Source organism: Peribacillus sp. NPDC096622 (assembly GCF_044762665.1).
GTDB classification, from domain to species: Bacteria; Bacillota; Bacilli; order Bacillales; family DSM-1321; genus Peribacillus; species Peribacillus frigoritolerans_B.
In genome coordinates this window covers 242,399-256,507 of sequence record NZ_JBIWES010000005.1, presented here as the reverse complement: position 1 = coordinate 256,507, position 14,109 = coordinate 242,399, and the positions used below count along the sequence as shown (strand labels likewise).

17 protein-coding genes and 1 riboswitch are annotated in these 14,109 nt (G+C 41.6%); of the genes, 14 read left to right on the top strand and 3 right to left on the bottom strand.

What is annotated here, in order from left to right:
• Positions 1-11 precede the first annotated feature (11 nt).
• From ACIQYG_RS12340 to ACIQYG_RS12305, 8 genes are all read left to right on the top strand, one after another.
• Positions 12-374 (top strand): nuclear transport factor 2 family protein, encoded by a 363-nt coding sequence (locus tag ACIQYG_RS12340; RefSeq protein ID WP_402838354.1) that lies wholly within the window; start codon positions 12-14, stop codon positions 372-374.
• 67 nt (positions 375-441) lie between these two features.
• On the top strand, positions 442-909 hold the full coding sequence (locus ACIQYG_RS12335) for a GNAT family N-acetyltransferase (RefSeq protein WP_402838352.1): 468 nt from the start codon (positions 442-444) through the stop codon (positions 907-909).
• A 142-nt stretch (positions 910-1,051) separates the two neighbouring features.
• Positions 1,052-1,163: riboswitch (SAM riboswitch) on the top strand.
• Positions 1,164-1,423: 260 nt separating this feature from the next.
• The gene (locus ACIQYG_RS12330; RefSeq protein WP_402838350.1) at positions 1,424-2,446 is read left to right on the top strand and encodes a methionine ABC transporter ATP-binding protein; all 1,023 of its coding nucleotides are present in this window, start codon (positions 1,424-1,426) and stop codon (positions 2,444-2,446) included.
• Between the two features lie 13 nt (positions 2,447-2,459).
• Positions 2,460-3,110 (top strand): methionine ABC transporter permease, encoded by a 651-nt coding sequence (locus ACIQYG_RS12325; protein ID WP_402838496.1) that lies wholly within the window; start codon positions 2,460-2,462, stop codon positions 3,108-3,110.
• 21 nt (positions 3,111-3,131) lie between these two features.
• Complete coding sequence (locus tag ACIQYG_RS12320) at positions 3,132-4,004, top strand: MetQ/NlpA family ABC transporter substrate-binding protein (protein ID WP_095391500.1); 873 nt, start codon at positions 3,132-3,134, stop codon at positions 4,002-4,004.
• Between the two features lie 34 nt (positions 4,005-4,038).
• On the top strand, positions 4,039-5,232 hold the full coding sequence (locus ACIQYG_RS12315; RefSeq protein WP_402838348.1) for a M20 family metallopeptidase: 1,194 nt from the start codon (positions 4,039-4,041) through the stop codon (positions 5,230-5,232).
• Positions 5,233-5,440: 208 nt separating this feature from the next.
• Positions 5,441-5,647 (top strand): Fur-regulated basic protein FbpA, encoded by a 207-nt coding sequence (locus tag ACIQYG_RS12310; protein WP_402838346.1) that lies wholly within the window; start codon positions 5,441-5,443, stop codon positions 5,645-5,647.
• 25 nt (positions 5,648-5,672) lie between these two features.
• Complete coding sequence (locus tag ACIQYG_RS12305) at positions 5,673-5,861, top strand: Fur-regulated basic protein FbpA (RefSeq protein ID WP_402838344.1); 189 nt, start codon at positions 5,673-5,675, stop codon at positions 5,859-5,861.
• On the opposite strand, the gene ACIQYG_RS12300 is transcribed toward ACIQYG_RS12305, so the two are convergent.
• Together ACIQYG_RS12300 and ACIQYG_RS12295 are read right to left on the bottom strand one after the other, a co-directional pair.
• Positions 5,858-6,451, bottom strand: coding sequence for a dienelactone hydrolase family protein (locus ACIQYG_RS12300; RefSeq protein WP_402838342.1), 594 nt, complete (start codon positions 6,449-6,451; stop codon positions 5,858-5,860). The genes ACIQYG_RS12305 and ACIQYG_RS12300 overlap by 4 nt on opposite strands.
• A gap of 137 nt (positions 6,452-6,588) precedes the next feature.
• The gene (locus ACIQYG_RS12295; RefSeq protein WP_402838340.1) at positions 6,589-6,984 is read right to left on the bottom strand and encodes an SRPBCC family protein; all 396 of its coding nucleotides are present in this window, start codon (positions 6,982-6,984) and stop codon (positions 6,589-6,591) included.
• A 203-nt stretch (positions 6,985-7,187) separates the two neighbouring features.
• On the opposite strand from ACIQYG_RS12295, the gene ACIQYG_RS12290 reads away from it, so the two are divergent.
• The 3 genes from ACIQYG_RS12290 to ACIQYG_RS12280 all read left to right on the top strand — a co-directional run bounded on the left by ACIQYG_RS12290 (position 7,188) and on the right by ACIQYG_RS12280 (position 8,779).
• Positions 7,188-7,802 carry an undecaprenyl-diphosphatase gene (locus ACIQYG_RS12290; protein WP_402838338.1) on the top strand — a complete coding sequence of 205 codons (615 nt, stop codon included), beginning with the start codon at positions 7,188-7,190 and terminating at the stop codon, positions 7,800-7,802.
• A 118-nt stretch (positions 7,803-7,920) separates the two neighbouring features.
• Positions 7,921-8,346 (top strand): 3-hydroxyacyl-ACP dehydratase FabZ, encoded by a 426-nt coding sequence (gene fabZ, locus ACIQYG_RS12285; RefSeq protein WP_342602906.1) that lies wholly within the window; start codon positions 7,921-7,923, stop codon positions 8,344-8,346.
• 7 nt (positions 8,347-8,353) lie between these two features.
• Positions 8,354-8,779, top strand: a complete 426-nt coding sequence (locus ACIQYG_RS12280) for an NUDIX hydrolase (RefSeq protein WP_402838336.1) — start codon at positions 8,354-8,356, stop codon at positions 8,777-8,779.
• 60 nt (positions 8,780-8,839) lie between these two features.
• Here the strand turns inward: ACIQYG_RS12280 and ACIQYG_RS12275 are convergent, their stop codons facing one another.
• A complete protein-coding gene (locus ACIQYG_RS12275) occupies positions 8,840-9,421 on the bottom strand; it encodes an LOG family protein (protein WP_402838334.1) in 582 nt (193 codons plus the stop codon).
• Between the two features lie 99 nt (positions 9,422-9,520).
• Here ACIQYG_RS12275 and ACIQYG_RS12270 point away from each other — a divergent pair, with 99 nt between their 5' ends.
• The 3 genes from ACIQYG_RS12270 (at position 9,521) to ACIQYG_RS12260 (ending at position 13,939) form a co-directional block, all read left to right on the top strand.
• Positions 9,521-9,841: a MazG nucleotide pyrophosphohydrolase domain-containing protein gene (locus tag ACIQYG_RS12270; protein ID WP_402838332.1), complete on the top strand. Its 321-nt coding sequence runs from the start codon at positions 9,521-9,523 to the stop codon at positions 9,839-9,841.
• 284 nt (positions 9,842-10,125) lie between these two features.
• Complete coding sequence (locus ACIQYG_RS12265) at positions 10,126-10,701, top strand: TetR/AcrR family transcriptional regulator (protein ID WP_402838329.1); 576 nt, start codon at positions 10,126-10,128, stop codon at positions 10,699-10,701.
• A 70-nt stretch (positions 10,702-10,771) separates the two neighbouring features.
• Entirely contained in the window at positions 10,772-13,939 is a 3,168-nt protein-coding gene (locus tag ACIQYG_RS12260; protein ID WP_402838328.1) for a bifunctional cytochrome P450/NADPH--P450 reductase, read from the top strand.
• Positions 13,940-14,109 lie beyond the last annotated feature (170 nt).

Here is a 14,109-nt window from a genome sequence, read left to right as displayed (position 1 = left end):
GGACAAGATGGATGGACAGTTCATTGTTAAAAGAGCATTTGTATCAGCTGGAGGAGAAATTGTTAAAGTCTGAAGTTCGTACATCTCCAGAAGAGCTTTCATCATTATTGAAAGATGATTTCTTTGAGTTCGGCAGTTCGGGTAACATATGGTCTAAAAGCGATTTTATGGGGCAAGAGGGAGCCGGAGCGGTGAACATGACACTAAGTCAATTTGAGTTGCATCCATTGTCTGATGATACCGTGTTAACTACATATCGAATTTTTGATGAAGATAAGTTGGAACATACCTTAAGAAGTTCAATTTGGAAATGTACGGATGGAAGATGGCAAATGTTTTTTCATCAAGGCACAAAAACAAAAGAGCCCCTTTAAGCCTTTTATTTAATGAGTTTTGACTGCTTGGAAACTATTTCACTAAAATGATAGAGGTGGATGAAGGTTGATCTTTCGTACCATGGATACGGACAAAGATAAAGATATTATCGTTAAATTCCGGAAAGATTCCTATGTTGTAAGTTTTGGATCTGAAGCTGGTTTTGGAGATGAAAATACATATTTGCAACGAATGGAAGAACGGGTCCGCAAATTTCCGGATGGACTGGTGATCATTGAAAAGGATCAAGAACCGATTGGACAAATGGAACTTCAAATTCGGGAGTATGAAGGAACTGAGATTGGCTATGTGAATCTCTTTTATCTTATTCCAGAATACCGCAGTAAAGGCCTTGGCAAGGAATTGGTTCGCTACGCAGAAAGCTTTTTCAGGCAATTTAATGTATCCGAATATCATTTAAGGGTTTCTCCGGATAACCAAAGGGCGATTTCTTTATATACGAATTCAGGCATGATGAAGATAAGGGAAGAAAATGAAATATACCCCGTATGGAGAATGAGCAAATCACTATAAAAATAGAAAAAATAAATTATATTAATATAGTTAAAAAGTATCGATTCACTATACTGTGAAACTATTTATAGCGATGAAAAATATGGTTGACTTTAGAGAAATTAGAATATATAGTGAAGGACATAATTAAATATAACGTTAATTCTTATCAAGAGATGTGGAGGGACTTGGCCCTATGATACCTCGGCAGCGGGTTTTTACTTTTGTAAAAATACTGTGCTAATTCCAACGGACGAAAGTTTGAAAGATAAGAAGGAGCTTTTCTTAGATAATTAATTTAAGAGTTTACTCTTTTTTTATGTCTAAAAGAGGCCTCTTCTGTCTGACGACGGAAGAGGCCTCTTTTGTTTATTCAAAATGTATATGGTTATTGGAGGAATTGGTGCAGTTACTCATGAGTTTCGCGCAATTACTCGTGAGTTTGGCGGAATTTAACCTATCATTATGAAACGTTGCAAAGCTCTTCTCTCTGGATAATGAATTCGTACAAATAAACAGCATGGGGGGAGATTGGATGATTGAGTTTCAAGATGTTAAAAAGGTTTATCAAACAAAGAAACAGACCGTCGAGGCTTTGAAGGGCATTAATTTGACAGTGGAAAAGGGGGATATATTCGGGGTAGTCGGTTATAGCGGGGCCGGGAAGAGTACGTTGATCAGGCTGGTCAATTTGCTTGAACAACCTTCAGATGGTTCGGTGATTGTTGGGGGCAAGGATTTGACCAAATTAAGCCCGAAGGAATTACGGGCTGAAAAGAAAAAAATCGGGATGATCTTTCAGCATTTCAACTTGCTTAACTCAAAGACTGTTTTTGATAATATTGCCATGCCGCTGGTTTTATCGGGAACTCCGGCTAAGGAAATCAAAATCCGGGTAGGCGAGCTGTTGGAGTTCGTTGGCTTATCGAGCAAAGCAAAGAGTTATCCTGAACAATTATCCGGCGGTCAAAAGCAGCGTATCGGCATTGCAAGGGCATTGGCTACGAATCCATCGATCTTATTGTGTGATGAAGCTACGTCGGCATTGGATCCACAAACAACGAGTGCAGTTCTGCAGCTCTTAAAGAAAATTAATAAAGAATACAATATCACCATCCTGCTAATCACTCATGAGATGTCTGTAATTCGGGAAATTTGCAATAAGGTAGCGGTCATGGAGGGCGGATGTGTCGTTGAACAAGGTTCGGTTTTCGAAGTTTTCGCCAAGCCGCAAACGGATATTGCAAAAAACTTCGTGAGAACGGTCATACATGATGAGATTCCACAAAGTTTCTTAAAAAGCATAGGGTCTCACATCCCGATTATTTGGAAAATTAATTTTATTGGGACTACTTCGGGTACTCCTTTACTTTCAACCATCTCTAAGAAATATGATGTTCATTTAAGTGTCTTATCAGCCAATATTTCTGAAATTCAGGAAACGCCTTTCGGGAATTTGATCATCGAAGTGACCGGGAACAAAAATGAGGTGGACAAGGCTTATCAATATATTAAAGATGAGGGGATTCTCGTCCAGGAGGTGCAGATAAATGGGTAATACGCTTTGGGGAATGGAAATAACGGCAGACCAGCTGTTGACAGCTTTCGGTGACACACTTTATATGGTAGCCATCTCATTGGTATTTTCCGGGTTGATTGGGCTTCCGCTCGGTATCCTGCTTGTCATTACAAGAAAGGGTCACATCCTGGAGAATAAATGGATCTTTAATATATTGAACCCGATCATCAATATACTGCGGTCGGTTCCTTTCATCATCTTGCTTGTAGCAGTTATTCCGCTTACAAGAATGATTGTCGGCAGTGCGATCGGAACGAATGCGGCCATTGTTCCGCTTATCTTTTACGCGGCTCCTTATATTGCCCGGCTAGTGGAAAACTCGCTGTTGGAAGTGGACAAAGGGATTATCGAGGCGGCTCAGGCGATGGGGGCGACAACATGGCAAATCATTTATCGTTTTTTGATTCCCGAGGGACTTAGCTCGTTGATCCTTACATTTACAACAGCGACAATCGGGCTTGTTGGATCTACGGCGATGGCAGGTGCCGTCGGTGCAGGCGGGGTCGGGGATTTAGCTTTGGCTTACGGTTATCAAAGGTTCGATACGATGACGATGATCGTCACAGTGGCGGCGCTCGTGATCATCGTTCAATTACTGCAATCCACCGGGAACTTTGTTTCAAGAAAAATCAGAAGAAGATAAAAATAACAGGAGGTAGGAAAAATGAAAAAAATCTTATTAACGATCATGGTATTGGCATTGGCCATCGTGGCTGCAGCATGCGGGAACGATGAGGGTGCATCAGGGAGTTCGGATGATGTGAAAACAGTGAAAGTCGGTGTCAGCAGCGGGGATACGAGAACATGGGAATACATTGTCGACTTAGCGAAAGAGGAAGGGCTTAATATCGAACTGGTCACTTTCAATGATTATATCCAACCGAACCTTGCGTTAAGCGAAGGTGAAATTGATGCCAATTCATTCCAGACGGTCGCCTATTTCGATGAATTCGTTCAAGATCAAAATCTAAAATTGGAGGCCATCGGGTCGACTGTCATTGCACCTATGGGCCTTTATTCAAAAAAACATAAAAGTCTCAAAGATCTTCCGGATGGTGCTACGGTAGCCGTTCCGAATGAGGCAACAAACTTTGGCCGTGCACTGCTCCTCCTTCAGGAAGCTGGATTGATTACATTGAAAGAGGAATTCAATGGATCGGGATCATTGGAAATCATTAAGGAAAATCCGAAAAACTTGAAAATCCAACCTGTTGCTGCCGGCAATACACCCCGTCTATTGGATGATGCCGATGCTTCAGCCATCAATAATAACTTTGCCGTCGAAGCAGGCCTTACTTTGAAAGATTCATTATTCCATGAAAGTAAAACGGCGAAACCATATATTAATATCATTGCAGTTAAAAAGGGTAATGCAGATCGTCCTGAGCTGCAAAAATTAGTGGAGCTTTATCAATCGAAAGAAGTGGAAGCCTTCATTGAAAAAACGTTTAAAGGAAACACCATTCCTGCCTATGTTTCTGTAGATGAATTAGTGAATTACCAGGATGCTTGGACAAAACCAGCTAATGAAAAGTAATGGATGTATTCAAGAAAAAGGGGAGATTAAGAGTATGGCGAGCGAATTGGTGCTGAAGCAGATCATTGAAGATCATATCGACCTTCATTCCGAATTATATATCAAAACGAGTCAAGCCATTCATGCCAAACCTGAAATTGGGAATCAAGAGTTCTTCGCTTCGGATACATTAACCGGAATACTTCGAAATGAAGGATTTGAAGTGACCCGCAATATAGCCGGGCATGAAACAGGATTCATCGCCAAAAAAACCTCTTCAAAGAAAGGACCCACAATTGCCTTTTTAGCAGAGTATGATGCATTGCCGGGTTTAGGCCATGCTTGCGGCCATAATATCATTGGCACAACGAGTGTTGCAGCAGGCATTTCCCTGGCTCAAGTGCTGGAGGAAACCGGCGGAGAGGTGATCGTTTTCGGAACACCGGCTGAAGAGGGCGGTCCGAATGGAAGTGCAAAAGGCAGCTTTGTGAAGCACGGTCTATTTGATGGGGTGGATGCGGCCATCCTTATCCATCCTGCCGGCAAAACGGGTGTAACAAGTCCGTTTTTGGCTGTCGACCCCCTTGATTTTCATTTTTACGGGAAGTCAGCACATGCAGCAGCTGCACCTGAAGAAGGCGTGAATGCACTTGACGGGGTGATTCAGCTGTTCAATGGCATTAATGCTTTGCGTCAACAGCTCCCGACCGAGGTCAAAATTCACGGAATAATCACCAATGGCGGGGAAGCGCCTAACATCATTCCTGAATATGCTTCCGCCAGATTCTACATTAGAGCAACAACATGGAAACTTTGCCAAGAAGTATCCAATAAAATACGTGCTGTTGCTGATGGGGCAGCACTTGCCACGGGAAGCACGGTTAAGGTTGAACGTTTCCAAAATGAAGTGCTCGATTTTGTCATTAATCCAGTTCTGGATGAACTGCTAAAAGAAGAACTAGCTCAATTAGGGGAAGCGGTGGCTCCTCGAAAAGAGAGTGGCTTTGGCTCGACGGATGCAGGTAATGTAAGCCATGTAGTGCCGACAGCACATCCTTATATAAAAATTGGACATGATGAGTTGATTGCCCATACGAATGAATTCCGCGACTGTGCCAAATCCCCTGCTGGAGACAAGGCCATCCTGACCGGAGCAAAAGCTCTGGCACTTACAGGTTATAAATTGATTTCGGATAAAGACCTGTTGGATCAAGTGAAAGCGGCATTTCATGAAGCGAAGCAAAAATAAATAAGATGCAGGAAAAAAACAGTTGACTACGGAGCATAGAGTTAGTATTATAAAAACAACAATACCAAGTAATTAGATATGAATTATAGGTTAATTGACCGGAAAACCGGAGACTTTTCTTTCATGTAAAGAGGTGTCTCCGGTTTTTTTGTGAATGGGCAAGTCGAAAGATTATCTTTCAATACATATTAAAAAAGGAGGATTTATCATGGGGATATTATTACGTAAAGCCATTGAGAAAAAAAGAAACTACCTGATCAACAAGTTGATTAACAAGGGAGTATATAAAAAGAATGACATCCATCTATTTGAATTAACCTTAACCGATTTGGAGAATGAATATAATAAAATAAGTAAAATCGAGGAGAAGGAATCCGACGATCATTCCCCCTGTCTAAGGATACATTTCATATAATGTCAGAATAAAAGGAGAGGGCAAAATGAGGAAGGGCATGGAAGAAAGGCGGAAGGAATTAATCTATAAGCTTATGATCCATACTGTAAATAAAACTGTGGAACAGCTTATGAAGTTGACTTTAAAAGAATTGGAAACAGAATATAAAAAGGTTCAAAATGACTGTCACCCCCATAGTGATGCGGGTTCGATACATTGGATCTACAAAACTTAATTCATCATAAAAAATTCCATCATTTTGCTAACGGCTGCTTGTGCAGATTCTACATGATATTTTGAATTGTAAGGGTCACTGAATCCGTGTACTCCCATGAATTTATGAACTTCGACATTCTTTCTTTCTAAAGCTGAAATTAACTCGTCGACATTAAATGATGGCTCTTCTAGCGGGAAAAATAGCAGTGCAGGGCATCGTGGCGCCAATTCTGCATAATTCCTAATACGCGAACCGTAGTAACCAACTATTCCATCGACACATTCTTCCTCACTGCACAGCCAAGCTACAGTTGCCCCTGCACTGAATCCAAGGATGAAAATCTTTTGGTATTCATCTTTTATATCCGATAATATATCCTTTATCTTATATAAAGCACCCGTGAAACCTACGTTCTCCATAAAATGTCGATAAGCAGCATCCTCTTGGGAATAATCATATGGCGCCTCACGTTCTAACAAATCCGGACAGATCACATCAAAACCCTGCTTTGATAATAACTCACAATAACCTTGCATATGTTGGTTCAGACCATATATTTCGTGTATGACAATGATGACAGTATCGGACTTTTTCTGTATGTTCAACATTTTTTACCTCCTTATACGAATTTCTTCCATTATAAATACAGACGTCTTTAGTTTCTAAAGACTCTATATCCAAAGGGGTATAGCATCGATTTATTTATAAACATGTGAATGAACTAGAGTCTCTTTCCAATGGATCATTAGGTATAGGGAAGTTCTTTTCCTTCTAAAAATGCTTTTAAGTTAGCCGAACTAAGTTCATATCCGTCCATGTTAATGGATACTCCAGTGCCTTCAGATTCTAGGAATATTTCAAAAGTGAAAACGAGTTTATCCGAATCCGAGGAATAAGAAAACCTTTCGTAAGGGATTATTTCTTGGATTGTAAAGCTCATTGGGATGCTTTCATTCTCTTTAAGATTGTTATGTGCACTAGGCATTAACACGAAGATGGCCTTCTCTCCAACCTTGAGTTTAGGAATACTCCATTTTGAACCCGGGGCATACCATTTAGAAATGATTTCATCATTCGTAATCGCATTCCAAACATTTTCCTGGTTTTCATGAATTAGAACAGAGTTCCTATCATTATTCATTTACTAACCTCCGTATTTTTCTATGGATTATATAGAAAGTTTAGGGAATATACAAGAAGATTTTATAAGTCTAGCGAAACCGCATAGAACCAAGATGCATGTGACGAAAATGTAAGATAATGGATTAAATTGTTAGGAAAAACGATGGAGATTTATTTCCTTTCTCTATAATATGTAAGAAAAAGAGGAAGGTTGGATATGAAATGGACTTTTTTGAGTTGAATATCAATGTATTCAGAATGATCAATGACTTAGGGAAACAGTACGATTATTTAAACCCTTCTGCCATTTTCATTGCCGAGTACATGGTATTTTTATTAGCTTTGGCAGTCATCGTAATATGGTTCACTCGAAATGAACAGAGCAGGATGATGGTTGTTTGTGGGATGATTACGTTTGTAATAGCTGAAATGTTGGGGAAAATGGCAGGGAGATTGCATTCGAATAATCAGCCATTTGCCGAATTGACCAATGTTAATAAGTTAATTGAAAAAGCAGTGGATAATTCATTTCCAAGCGACCATACCATCTTGTTTTTCTCGTTTTGTGTATCTTTTTGGCTTTTCAAAAGAGGATGGTGGTTGTTATGGATCATGCTGGCATTCCTTGTTGGCATTTCCCGTATTTGGGTAGGTGTGCACTTTCCGGCGGATGTGCTGGCAGGAGCAATACTGAGCACCATTTCAGGATTGGCGGTTTACCTTGTTGTTCCTAAAATAAGCTTGTTTCATAAATTATTAGGGGGATATGAGAGGTATGAACAAATGGTTTTATCCCCGTTAACTAAATCGATGGAAAAAAAGTCAAAGGATCTGTAAGCGGAATCAAAAAACAGGGTTGCTCAGGCAGCCTTTTTTTAAAATACAAAAATAACCATATGGTGATATTAATGGTAAAATAAAGTGAAAGCAATCCATAGCAATGGGGGGACTTATATTGATTGATATTCAAGAAATCAAAGACATTATCAGGCATCGCTATCCATTTCTTTTAGTTGATAGAGTTTTGGAATTGGAAGAAGGAAAGAGGGCGGTGGCCATTAAAAATGTAACGGCAAATGAAGAGTTTTTTACTGGTCACTTTCCCAATTACCCAGTGATGCCAGGTGTATTGATCGTGGAGGCATTAGCACAGGTAAGTGCTGTTGTCATGCTTACAAAAGAAGAAAATAAAGGACGGATCGGGCTTTTGGCTGGGATTGATGGGTGTCGTTTTAAAAGGCAAGTAAGACCAGGGGACCAATTACGTTTAGAAGTAGAGATTACTCGCTTGAAAGGTCCTATCGGTAAAGGAAAAGGAAGGGCTACTGTCGAGGGGGAAACTGTATGCGAGACAGAGCTCATTTTTGCTTTTGGTGATTAACGGGGGAATGATGGTGATACCGATAAAAAAAGCTTACGGGTATGTGACAAGAATCAATAATGGAGAAACACAGGTATTGGTTTTTCAACATCCCATTAGGGAAGCCGGTATACAGATACCCAAGGGAACAGTGAAGCCTCAAGAAGATGCTTACCAAGCAGTGCTTAGGGAAATGAAAGAAGAAACAGGTCTGGAAAATTTTCATGTGGAGAAATTAATGGCAGTAGATTTTTGGGAGAACACTGATGGTGCCATACATAATAGATATTTTTATCGAATAAGTGTATCGAATGTTCCTGATGAATGGGAACATCAGCCGACTGGTGGAGGAGATGAAGCGGGGCTGACATTCCATTTCTTCTGGATTTCATCCGAACATGAAGTGCAACTTATCAAAGGGCATGGAGATTATTTAAACCAGATATTTACCTAACCTGCAGTTTATCAAAACCGGCCAAGGTCATTATGATCTTGGCCGGTTGTTTTTTAATGATCAGGTTTGTTTTTCGGTAATGAAAGTTTTTACGGTTGGCGGTTCATATGTAATGAATTGATCAAGAAGTCCATTTGGTTCGACATCTACCAGCGCCATGGAACGGAATTTTTCATGCAGGAACTGTTCGTCGGACATATGGTTGAATAAAGCGACCAAAGGATCATAATAGTGATTGATATTTAAGAGTCCGCAAGGTTTTTGATGAAGACCAAGCTGAGCCCAAGTGAAAATCTCAAAGAATTCTTCCAATGTTCCAGGCCCGCCTGGCAAGGCCATGAACCCATCTGCAAGCTCGGCCATTTTTGCTTTTCTTTCATGCATGGATTCCACGACGATCAGTTCGGTTAAATTCTTATGTGCTATTTCCTTTTTTTCTAGAAAATCTGGCATCACTCCAATTACATTTCCGCCTGCTTCCAAAACGGAATCTGCAACTGCACCCATGATCCCTACACTGGAGCCTCCGTAAACAAGGGTAATATTACGCTTTGCCAATTCCGCACCCAGTTTTTTAGCCTCTTCTGCATAGACAGCAGATGCACCTTTGCTTGATCCACAAAATACAGCTAGACTTTTCAAAATATCACATCTCCCATTTTTCAGTAATCTTCCTTTCTTATCATACAAAATTCAAGGGGATTTGTTAAACTTGAATGATCTAATGAAAGGTGGATGAATATGAACGTTACTGAATTTCAACAATGGGTAAAAGATTATTATGAAGCACGAGGGTGGTCAGAATTGGACATTTTCATTCGCATAGGCTTTTTGGCAGAAGAAACCGGCGAGGTTGCACGAGCCATTCGCTCCCTTGAGATTGGCAGGGATAGACCTGATGAAGTTATTGGTTCGTTTGAAGAGAACATACAGGAGCTAACCGAAGAGTTGGGAGATGTGTTAGGAAACTTGATTGTGATTGCGAACAAGTACAATATCCCCTTGGAAGAAGTGTTCAATGCCCATAAAAAGAAGCTATCTGAACGCTATGATCATGCATAAGTTCTTCTCGTTTAATAGGTGAACAAGAAGTGTGCATACCTAATTTCAGTAAACCAGTGAAAGAGCTGTGACTATCAGCTCTTTTTCTTATGGGGCAAAAGATAGTTTGTGATACCATTTAATTCCTTAAAAAGAAATATTTCAGCCTTTTATCCCCCTCCGTTAAAAAAGAATTCACAAAATATGGGTAGTAAGCGCGATTGAGATTGGATTTTATTGGGTATACACTTACATTAATAGGAATGAACATTCATTCCGCATCTTGAAAAGGAGGGGTGAATCATATGATCACGGCAGTAAATAAACGAGACAGGATAGTAACCAGTGCTTTAGTGCTTTTCGCAGAACGGGGATATGATGCGACGACGATTCCGATGATTGCTGCATCGGCAGGAGTTGGAGCGGGTACCATTTATCGATATTTCGAGAATAAGGAAGTGCTGGGCAACAAGATATTTCAAGAGTACTTGGATATTTTCACTGAAACAGTCAAGAATGGATTTCCTCATGATGATTCAATCCGCAATCAGTTTCACCATATTTTTAAATCGATGGTTCACTTTACAACCGAGCAGGACCAAGCTCTTTATTTTATTAAATTGCATAGTGGAGCCCATTTTTTAAATGAAGATAGCCATGCTAGCTTTCAAGGGCTATTGAATATATTTAAAAATTTCTTTGATTCGGGAAAAGAGAAAAAAGAAATTAAGGAGCTTCCTTCTTCAGCTTTGATTGCCATCATTTACGGAGCTTTTCTTGAGCTTGAGCGGCTTGTTCGCATCGGGGAATTGGAACCTGACCCAAAACTTTTGGCAGATGTGGAAGAAAGCTTTTGGGATGCAGTGCGATTGCACACTTGAGACACTTTTAATATAAACGGAATGAACGTTCATTCCGCATTCTGAACTATTATAAAGAGGTGCTAATAAAATGGAAAACACAACACAGTTTCCGCAGCCAAAGACATATGGCCCACTAGGCAGCCTGCCTATCATTGATAAGGATAAGCCGCTTCAGTCTTTCATGAAGCTGGCACGAGAACTTGGGCCGATTTTTCAGTTTCAATTTCCGGGTCGAATCACTACATTCGTATCCAGTGCTTCCCTCGCTAAAGAAGTATGCGATGAAACAAGGTTTGATAAGAAGGTCGGTCCGGCCCTGCAGAAAGTGAGAGCGTTTGGCGGCGATGGCCTTTTCACAAGTGAAACGACGGAACCGAATTGGAAAAAGGCCCATAACATCCTGCTGCCCAGCTTTAGCCAGCAAGCAATGAAGGGCTATCATGCTAAAATGGTCGATCTTGCTGCCCAACTCATTCAAAAATGGGCTCGCCTGAATCCGGCTGAAGTGATAGATGTTCCTGAAGATATGACACGATTGACCTTGGATACGATCGGACTTTGCGGGTTCAATTACCGCTTTAACAGTTTTTATCGGGAGACCACCCATCCTTTTGTCACCAGTATGGTGCGTGCGTTGGATGAGGCGATGAGCCAAACGCAGCGGCTTGGCATCCAAGATAAACTGATGATCAAATCTAAAAAACAATTCAGGGAAGACATTCAATATATGTTCTCTCTAGTGGATGAATTGATTGATGACCGAAAACAAAATGGTGATCGGGGAGAAGATGACCTTCTTTCCCATATGTTGAAAGGGGTCGATCCTGAAACGGGCGTATCACTTGATGATGAAAATATTCGCTTCCAAATCATTACCTTTTTAATTGCCGGGCATGAAACGACGAGCGGTCTCCTATCGTTCGCCATCTATTTCCTCATGAATAACAGAGACAAGTTAAAGAAAGCGCAGCGGGAAGTCGATGAAGTGCTAGGTGATGATGTTCCTGATTACAAACAAGTGAAAAGGCTGAAATATGTCCGGATGGTGCTGAATGAAACGCTACGTCTGTGGCCGACAGCTCCGGCGTTTTCCGTGTATGCGAAAGAAGATACCATGCTGGACGGAAAATACACTGTGAAGAAAGGAGATGTGTTCTCGCTGCTCATTCCCGAGCTTCACCGTGATCCATCCGTTTGGGGTGATGACGTTGAATCGTTCATTCCTGAGCGGTTCGAGGATTTGGAGTCCATCCCTTATCATGCTTATAAACCGTTTGGAAACGGGCAGCGCGCCTGTATCGGACAGCAGTTTGCCCTTCATGAAGCGACACTGGTGCTTGGCATGGTTCTACAGCACTTTGACTTGATTGATCATGAAGAATACCAATTGGATGTTAAAGAAACTCTGACTCTTAAACCGGACGGATTGACCATGCGCGTTACCCCTAGGAAGAAGGAGATGTCGTTTACCGTTGCTTCTCAGGAACCAAAATCTGCGGAAAAAGGTGCCACGGCTTCTCCGATCGAATCAGCACATGGCACACCATTACTCGTCCTGTTTGGGTCAAACATGGGAACAGCGGAAGGGATTGCTCGTGACCTTGCCGAAACTGGGAAGCGACAAGGCTTCAATGCCAAAGTTGCCCCTTTAAATGATTACACCGATCGGCTTCCAAAAGAAGGAGCTGTTCTCATAGTCTCGGCATCTTATAATGGAAATCCCCCTGATAATGCTGGTGACTTCGTTTCATGGCTGAAGGAAAGCCAGGGTGACACATTGGATGGTGTTCACTATGCGATCTTCGGCTGCGGGGACCGCAATTGGGCCAATACGTACCAACGCATTCCAATCTTCATTGATGAGCGGCTGGAACAAAAAGGAGCAGTGCGGCTGTCAGAAACAGGCTATGGAGATGCAAGCGATGACTTTGAAGGGGATTACGAGAAATGGACAGAAGCCCTTTGGCCGAATCTTGCCGAAACCCTGAACATTGAAGTGAATAGGAATGACCGGGTAGTCAGCTCGATTACGATGAACTTCGTAAGTGATGTGAGCGGCACACCGCTTGCCCGCACCCATCATGCGTTTACATCCATTGTAAAAAGGAATTTTGACTTGCAACATGAAGATAGCGGAAGAAGTACACGGCATATAGAATTAACGCTGCCAGAAGGAATACATTATCAGGAAGGCGATCATCTCGGGGTGCTTCCGCAAAATCCATCGGAACTTATCGAGCGAGTGCTCAGTCGATTTAACCTAAACGGCCAAGATTATGTGAATCTGACTGGGGATTCCGGATCAGCTGCCCATCTTCCTACAGGAAAACCGGTAAAACTAGAAGAGTTAGTATCAAACCATGTGGAGTTCCAAGAACCCGCCACCCGGTCTCAAATAAGGGCGCTTGCCACTCATACGGTATGTCCTCCACATGTAAAAGAACTTGAAGATCTTCTTTTGGACAATACCTATAAACAAGAAATCCTGAACAAGCGCATAACCATGCTTGACCTATTAGAAAAATATCTTGCATGTGAAATCCCGTTTGAACGTTTCCTGGCTTTACTGCCACCTTTAAAAGCAAGATACTACTCCATCTCAAGCTCACCACTCCACAATGAAGGGGAAGCAAGCATCACCGTAAGCGTCGTCCGTGGAGAAGCTTTGAGCGGCAACGGGGAATACAAAGGAATTGCATCGAATTATTTGGCAGAACGCTCCCAAGGAGACAAAATAGCCTGCTTTATCAATACGCCGCAATCCAACTTCCAGCTTCCAAAGCAAACAGGAAAACCAATCATCATGATTGGGCCTGGAACAGGAATTGCACCATTCAGGGGATTCATACAGTCACGCCGCGCTTTGAAAGAAAAAGGTGAAACGCTAGGGACTGCCCACCTTTACTTTGGATGCCGCAATCCGGAACACGATTTCCTCTATCAAGAAGAACTCGTCCAAGCCGAACAAGAGGGCCTTGTAACACTGCACACCGCCTACTCCAGATGTCCCGGTCAAGAAAAAACATATGTCCAGAACCGATTAGCGGAAAACGCCCATGACATCCTTCCTTTATTAAAAGAAGGAGGACACCTATACATCTGCGGAGACGGAAGCAAAATGGCGCCAGATGTTGAGCGAACCTTAATCGACAGCTATATGCATATCTATCAAACACAGAGAGAAGAAGCCACAGAATGGCTGCAATCATTAGAAGAGAATGACAGATATGCAAAAGATGTTTGGGCAGGAGCATAAATAGGAAGAGCAGCGGTCCTTAAGGGAATCGCTGCTTTCTATATGAAAATACGAAATCACTAGTAAAGTGCAGATTCACGAGTAAATAGAGCGAATTCACGAGTAAATCAGCAAAACTCACGAGTAAATAGAGCGAATTCACGAGTAAATAGCGGAATTCGCGTGTAAAG

Bases quoted from the DNA above. Each gene is read 5' to 3' on its own strand.
- ACIQYG_RS12340 (WP_402838354.1), top strand. From the start codon at position 12: ATGGACAGTTCATTGTTAAAAGAGCATTTGTATCAGCTGGAGGAGAAA.
- ACIQYG_RS12330 (WP_402838350.1), top strand. From the start codon at position 1,424: ATGATTGAGTTTCAAGATGTTAAAAAGGTTTATCAAACAAAGAAACAG.
- ACIQYG_RS12325 (WP_402838496.1), top strand. From the start codon at position 2,460: ATGGAAATAACGGCAGACCAGCTGTTGACAGCTTTCGGTGACACACTT.
- ACIQYG_RS12320 (WP_095391500.1), top strand. From the start codon at position 3,132: ATGAAAAAAATCTTATTAACGATCATGGTATTGGCATTGGCCATCGTG.
- ACIQYG_RS12315 (WP_402838348.1), top strand. From the start codon at position 4,039: ATGGCGAGCGAATTGGTGCTGAAGCAGATCATTGAAGATCATATCGAC.
- ACIQYG_RS12310 (WP_402838346.1), top strand. From the start codon at position 5,441: ATGGGGATATTATTACGTAAAGCCATTGAGAAAAAAAGAAACTACCTG.
- ACIQYG_RS12305 (WP_402838344.1), top strand. From the start codon at position 5,673: ATGAGGAAGGGCATGGAAGAAAGGCGGAAGGAATTAATCTATAAGCTT.
- ACIQYG_RS12300 (WP_402838342.1), bottom strand. From the start codon at position 6,451: ATGTTGAACATACAGAAAAAGTCCGATACTGTCATCATTGTCATACAC.
- ACIQYG_RS12295 (WP_402838340.1), bottom strand. From the start codon at position 6,984: ATGAATAATGATAGGAACTCTGTTCTAATTCATGAAAACCAGGAAAAT.
- ACIQYG_RS12290 (WP_402838338.1), top strand. From the start codon at position 7,188: ATGGACTTTTTTGAGTTGAATATCAATGTATTCAGAATGATCAATGAC.
- ACIQYG_RS12280 (WP_402838336.1), top strand. From the start codon at position 8,354: ATGATGGTGATACCGATAAAAAAAGCTTACGGGTATGTGACAAGAATC.
- ACIQYG_RS12270 (WP_402838332.1), top strand. From the start codon at position 9,521: ATGAACGTTACTGAATTTCAACAATGGGTAAAAGATTATTATGAAGCA.
- ACIQYG_RS12265 (WP_402838329.1), top strand. From the start codon at position 10,126: ATGATCACGGCAGTAAATAAACGAGACAGGATAGTAACCAGTGCTTTA.
- ACIQYG_RS12260 (WP_402838328.1), top strand. From the start codon at position 10,772: ATGGAAAACACAACACAGTTTCCGCAGCCAAAGACATATGGCCCACTA.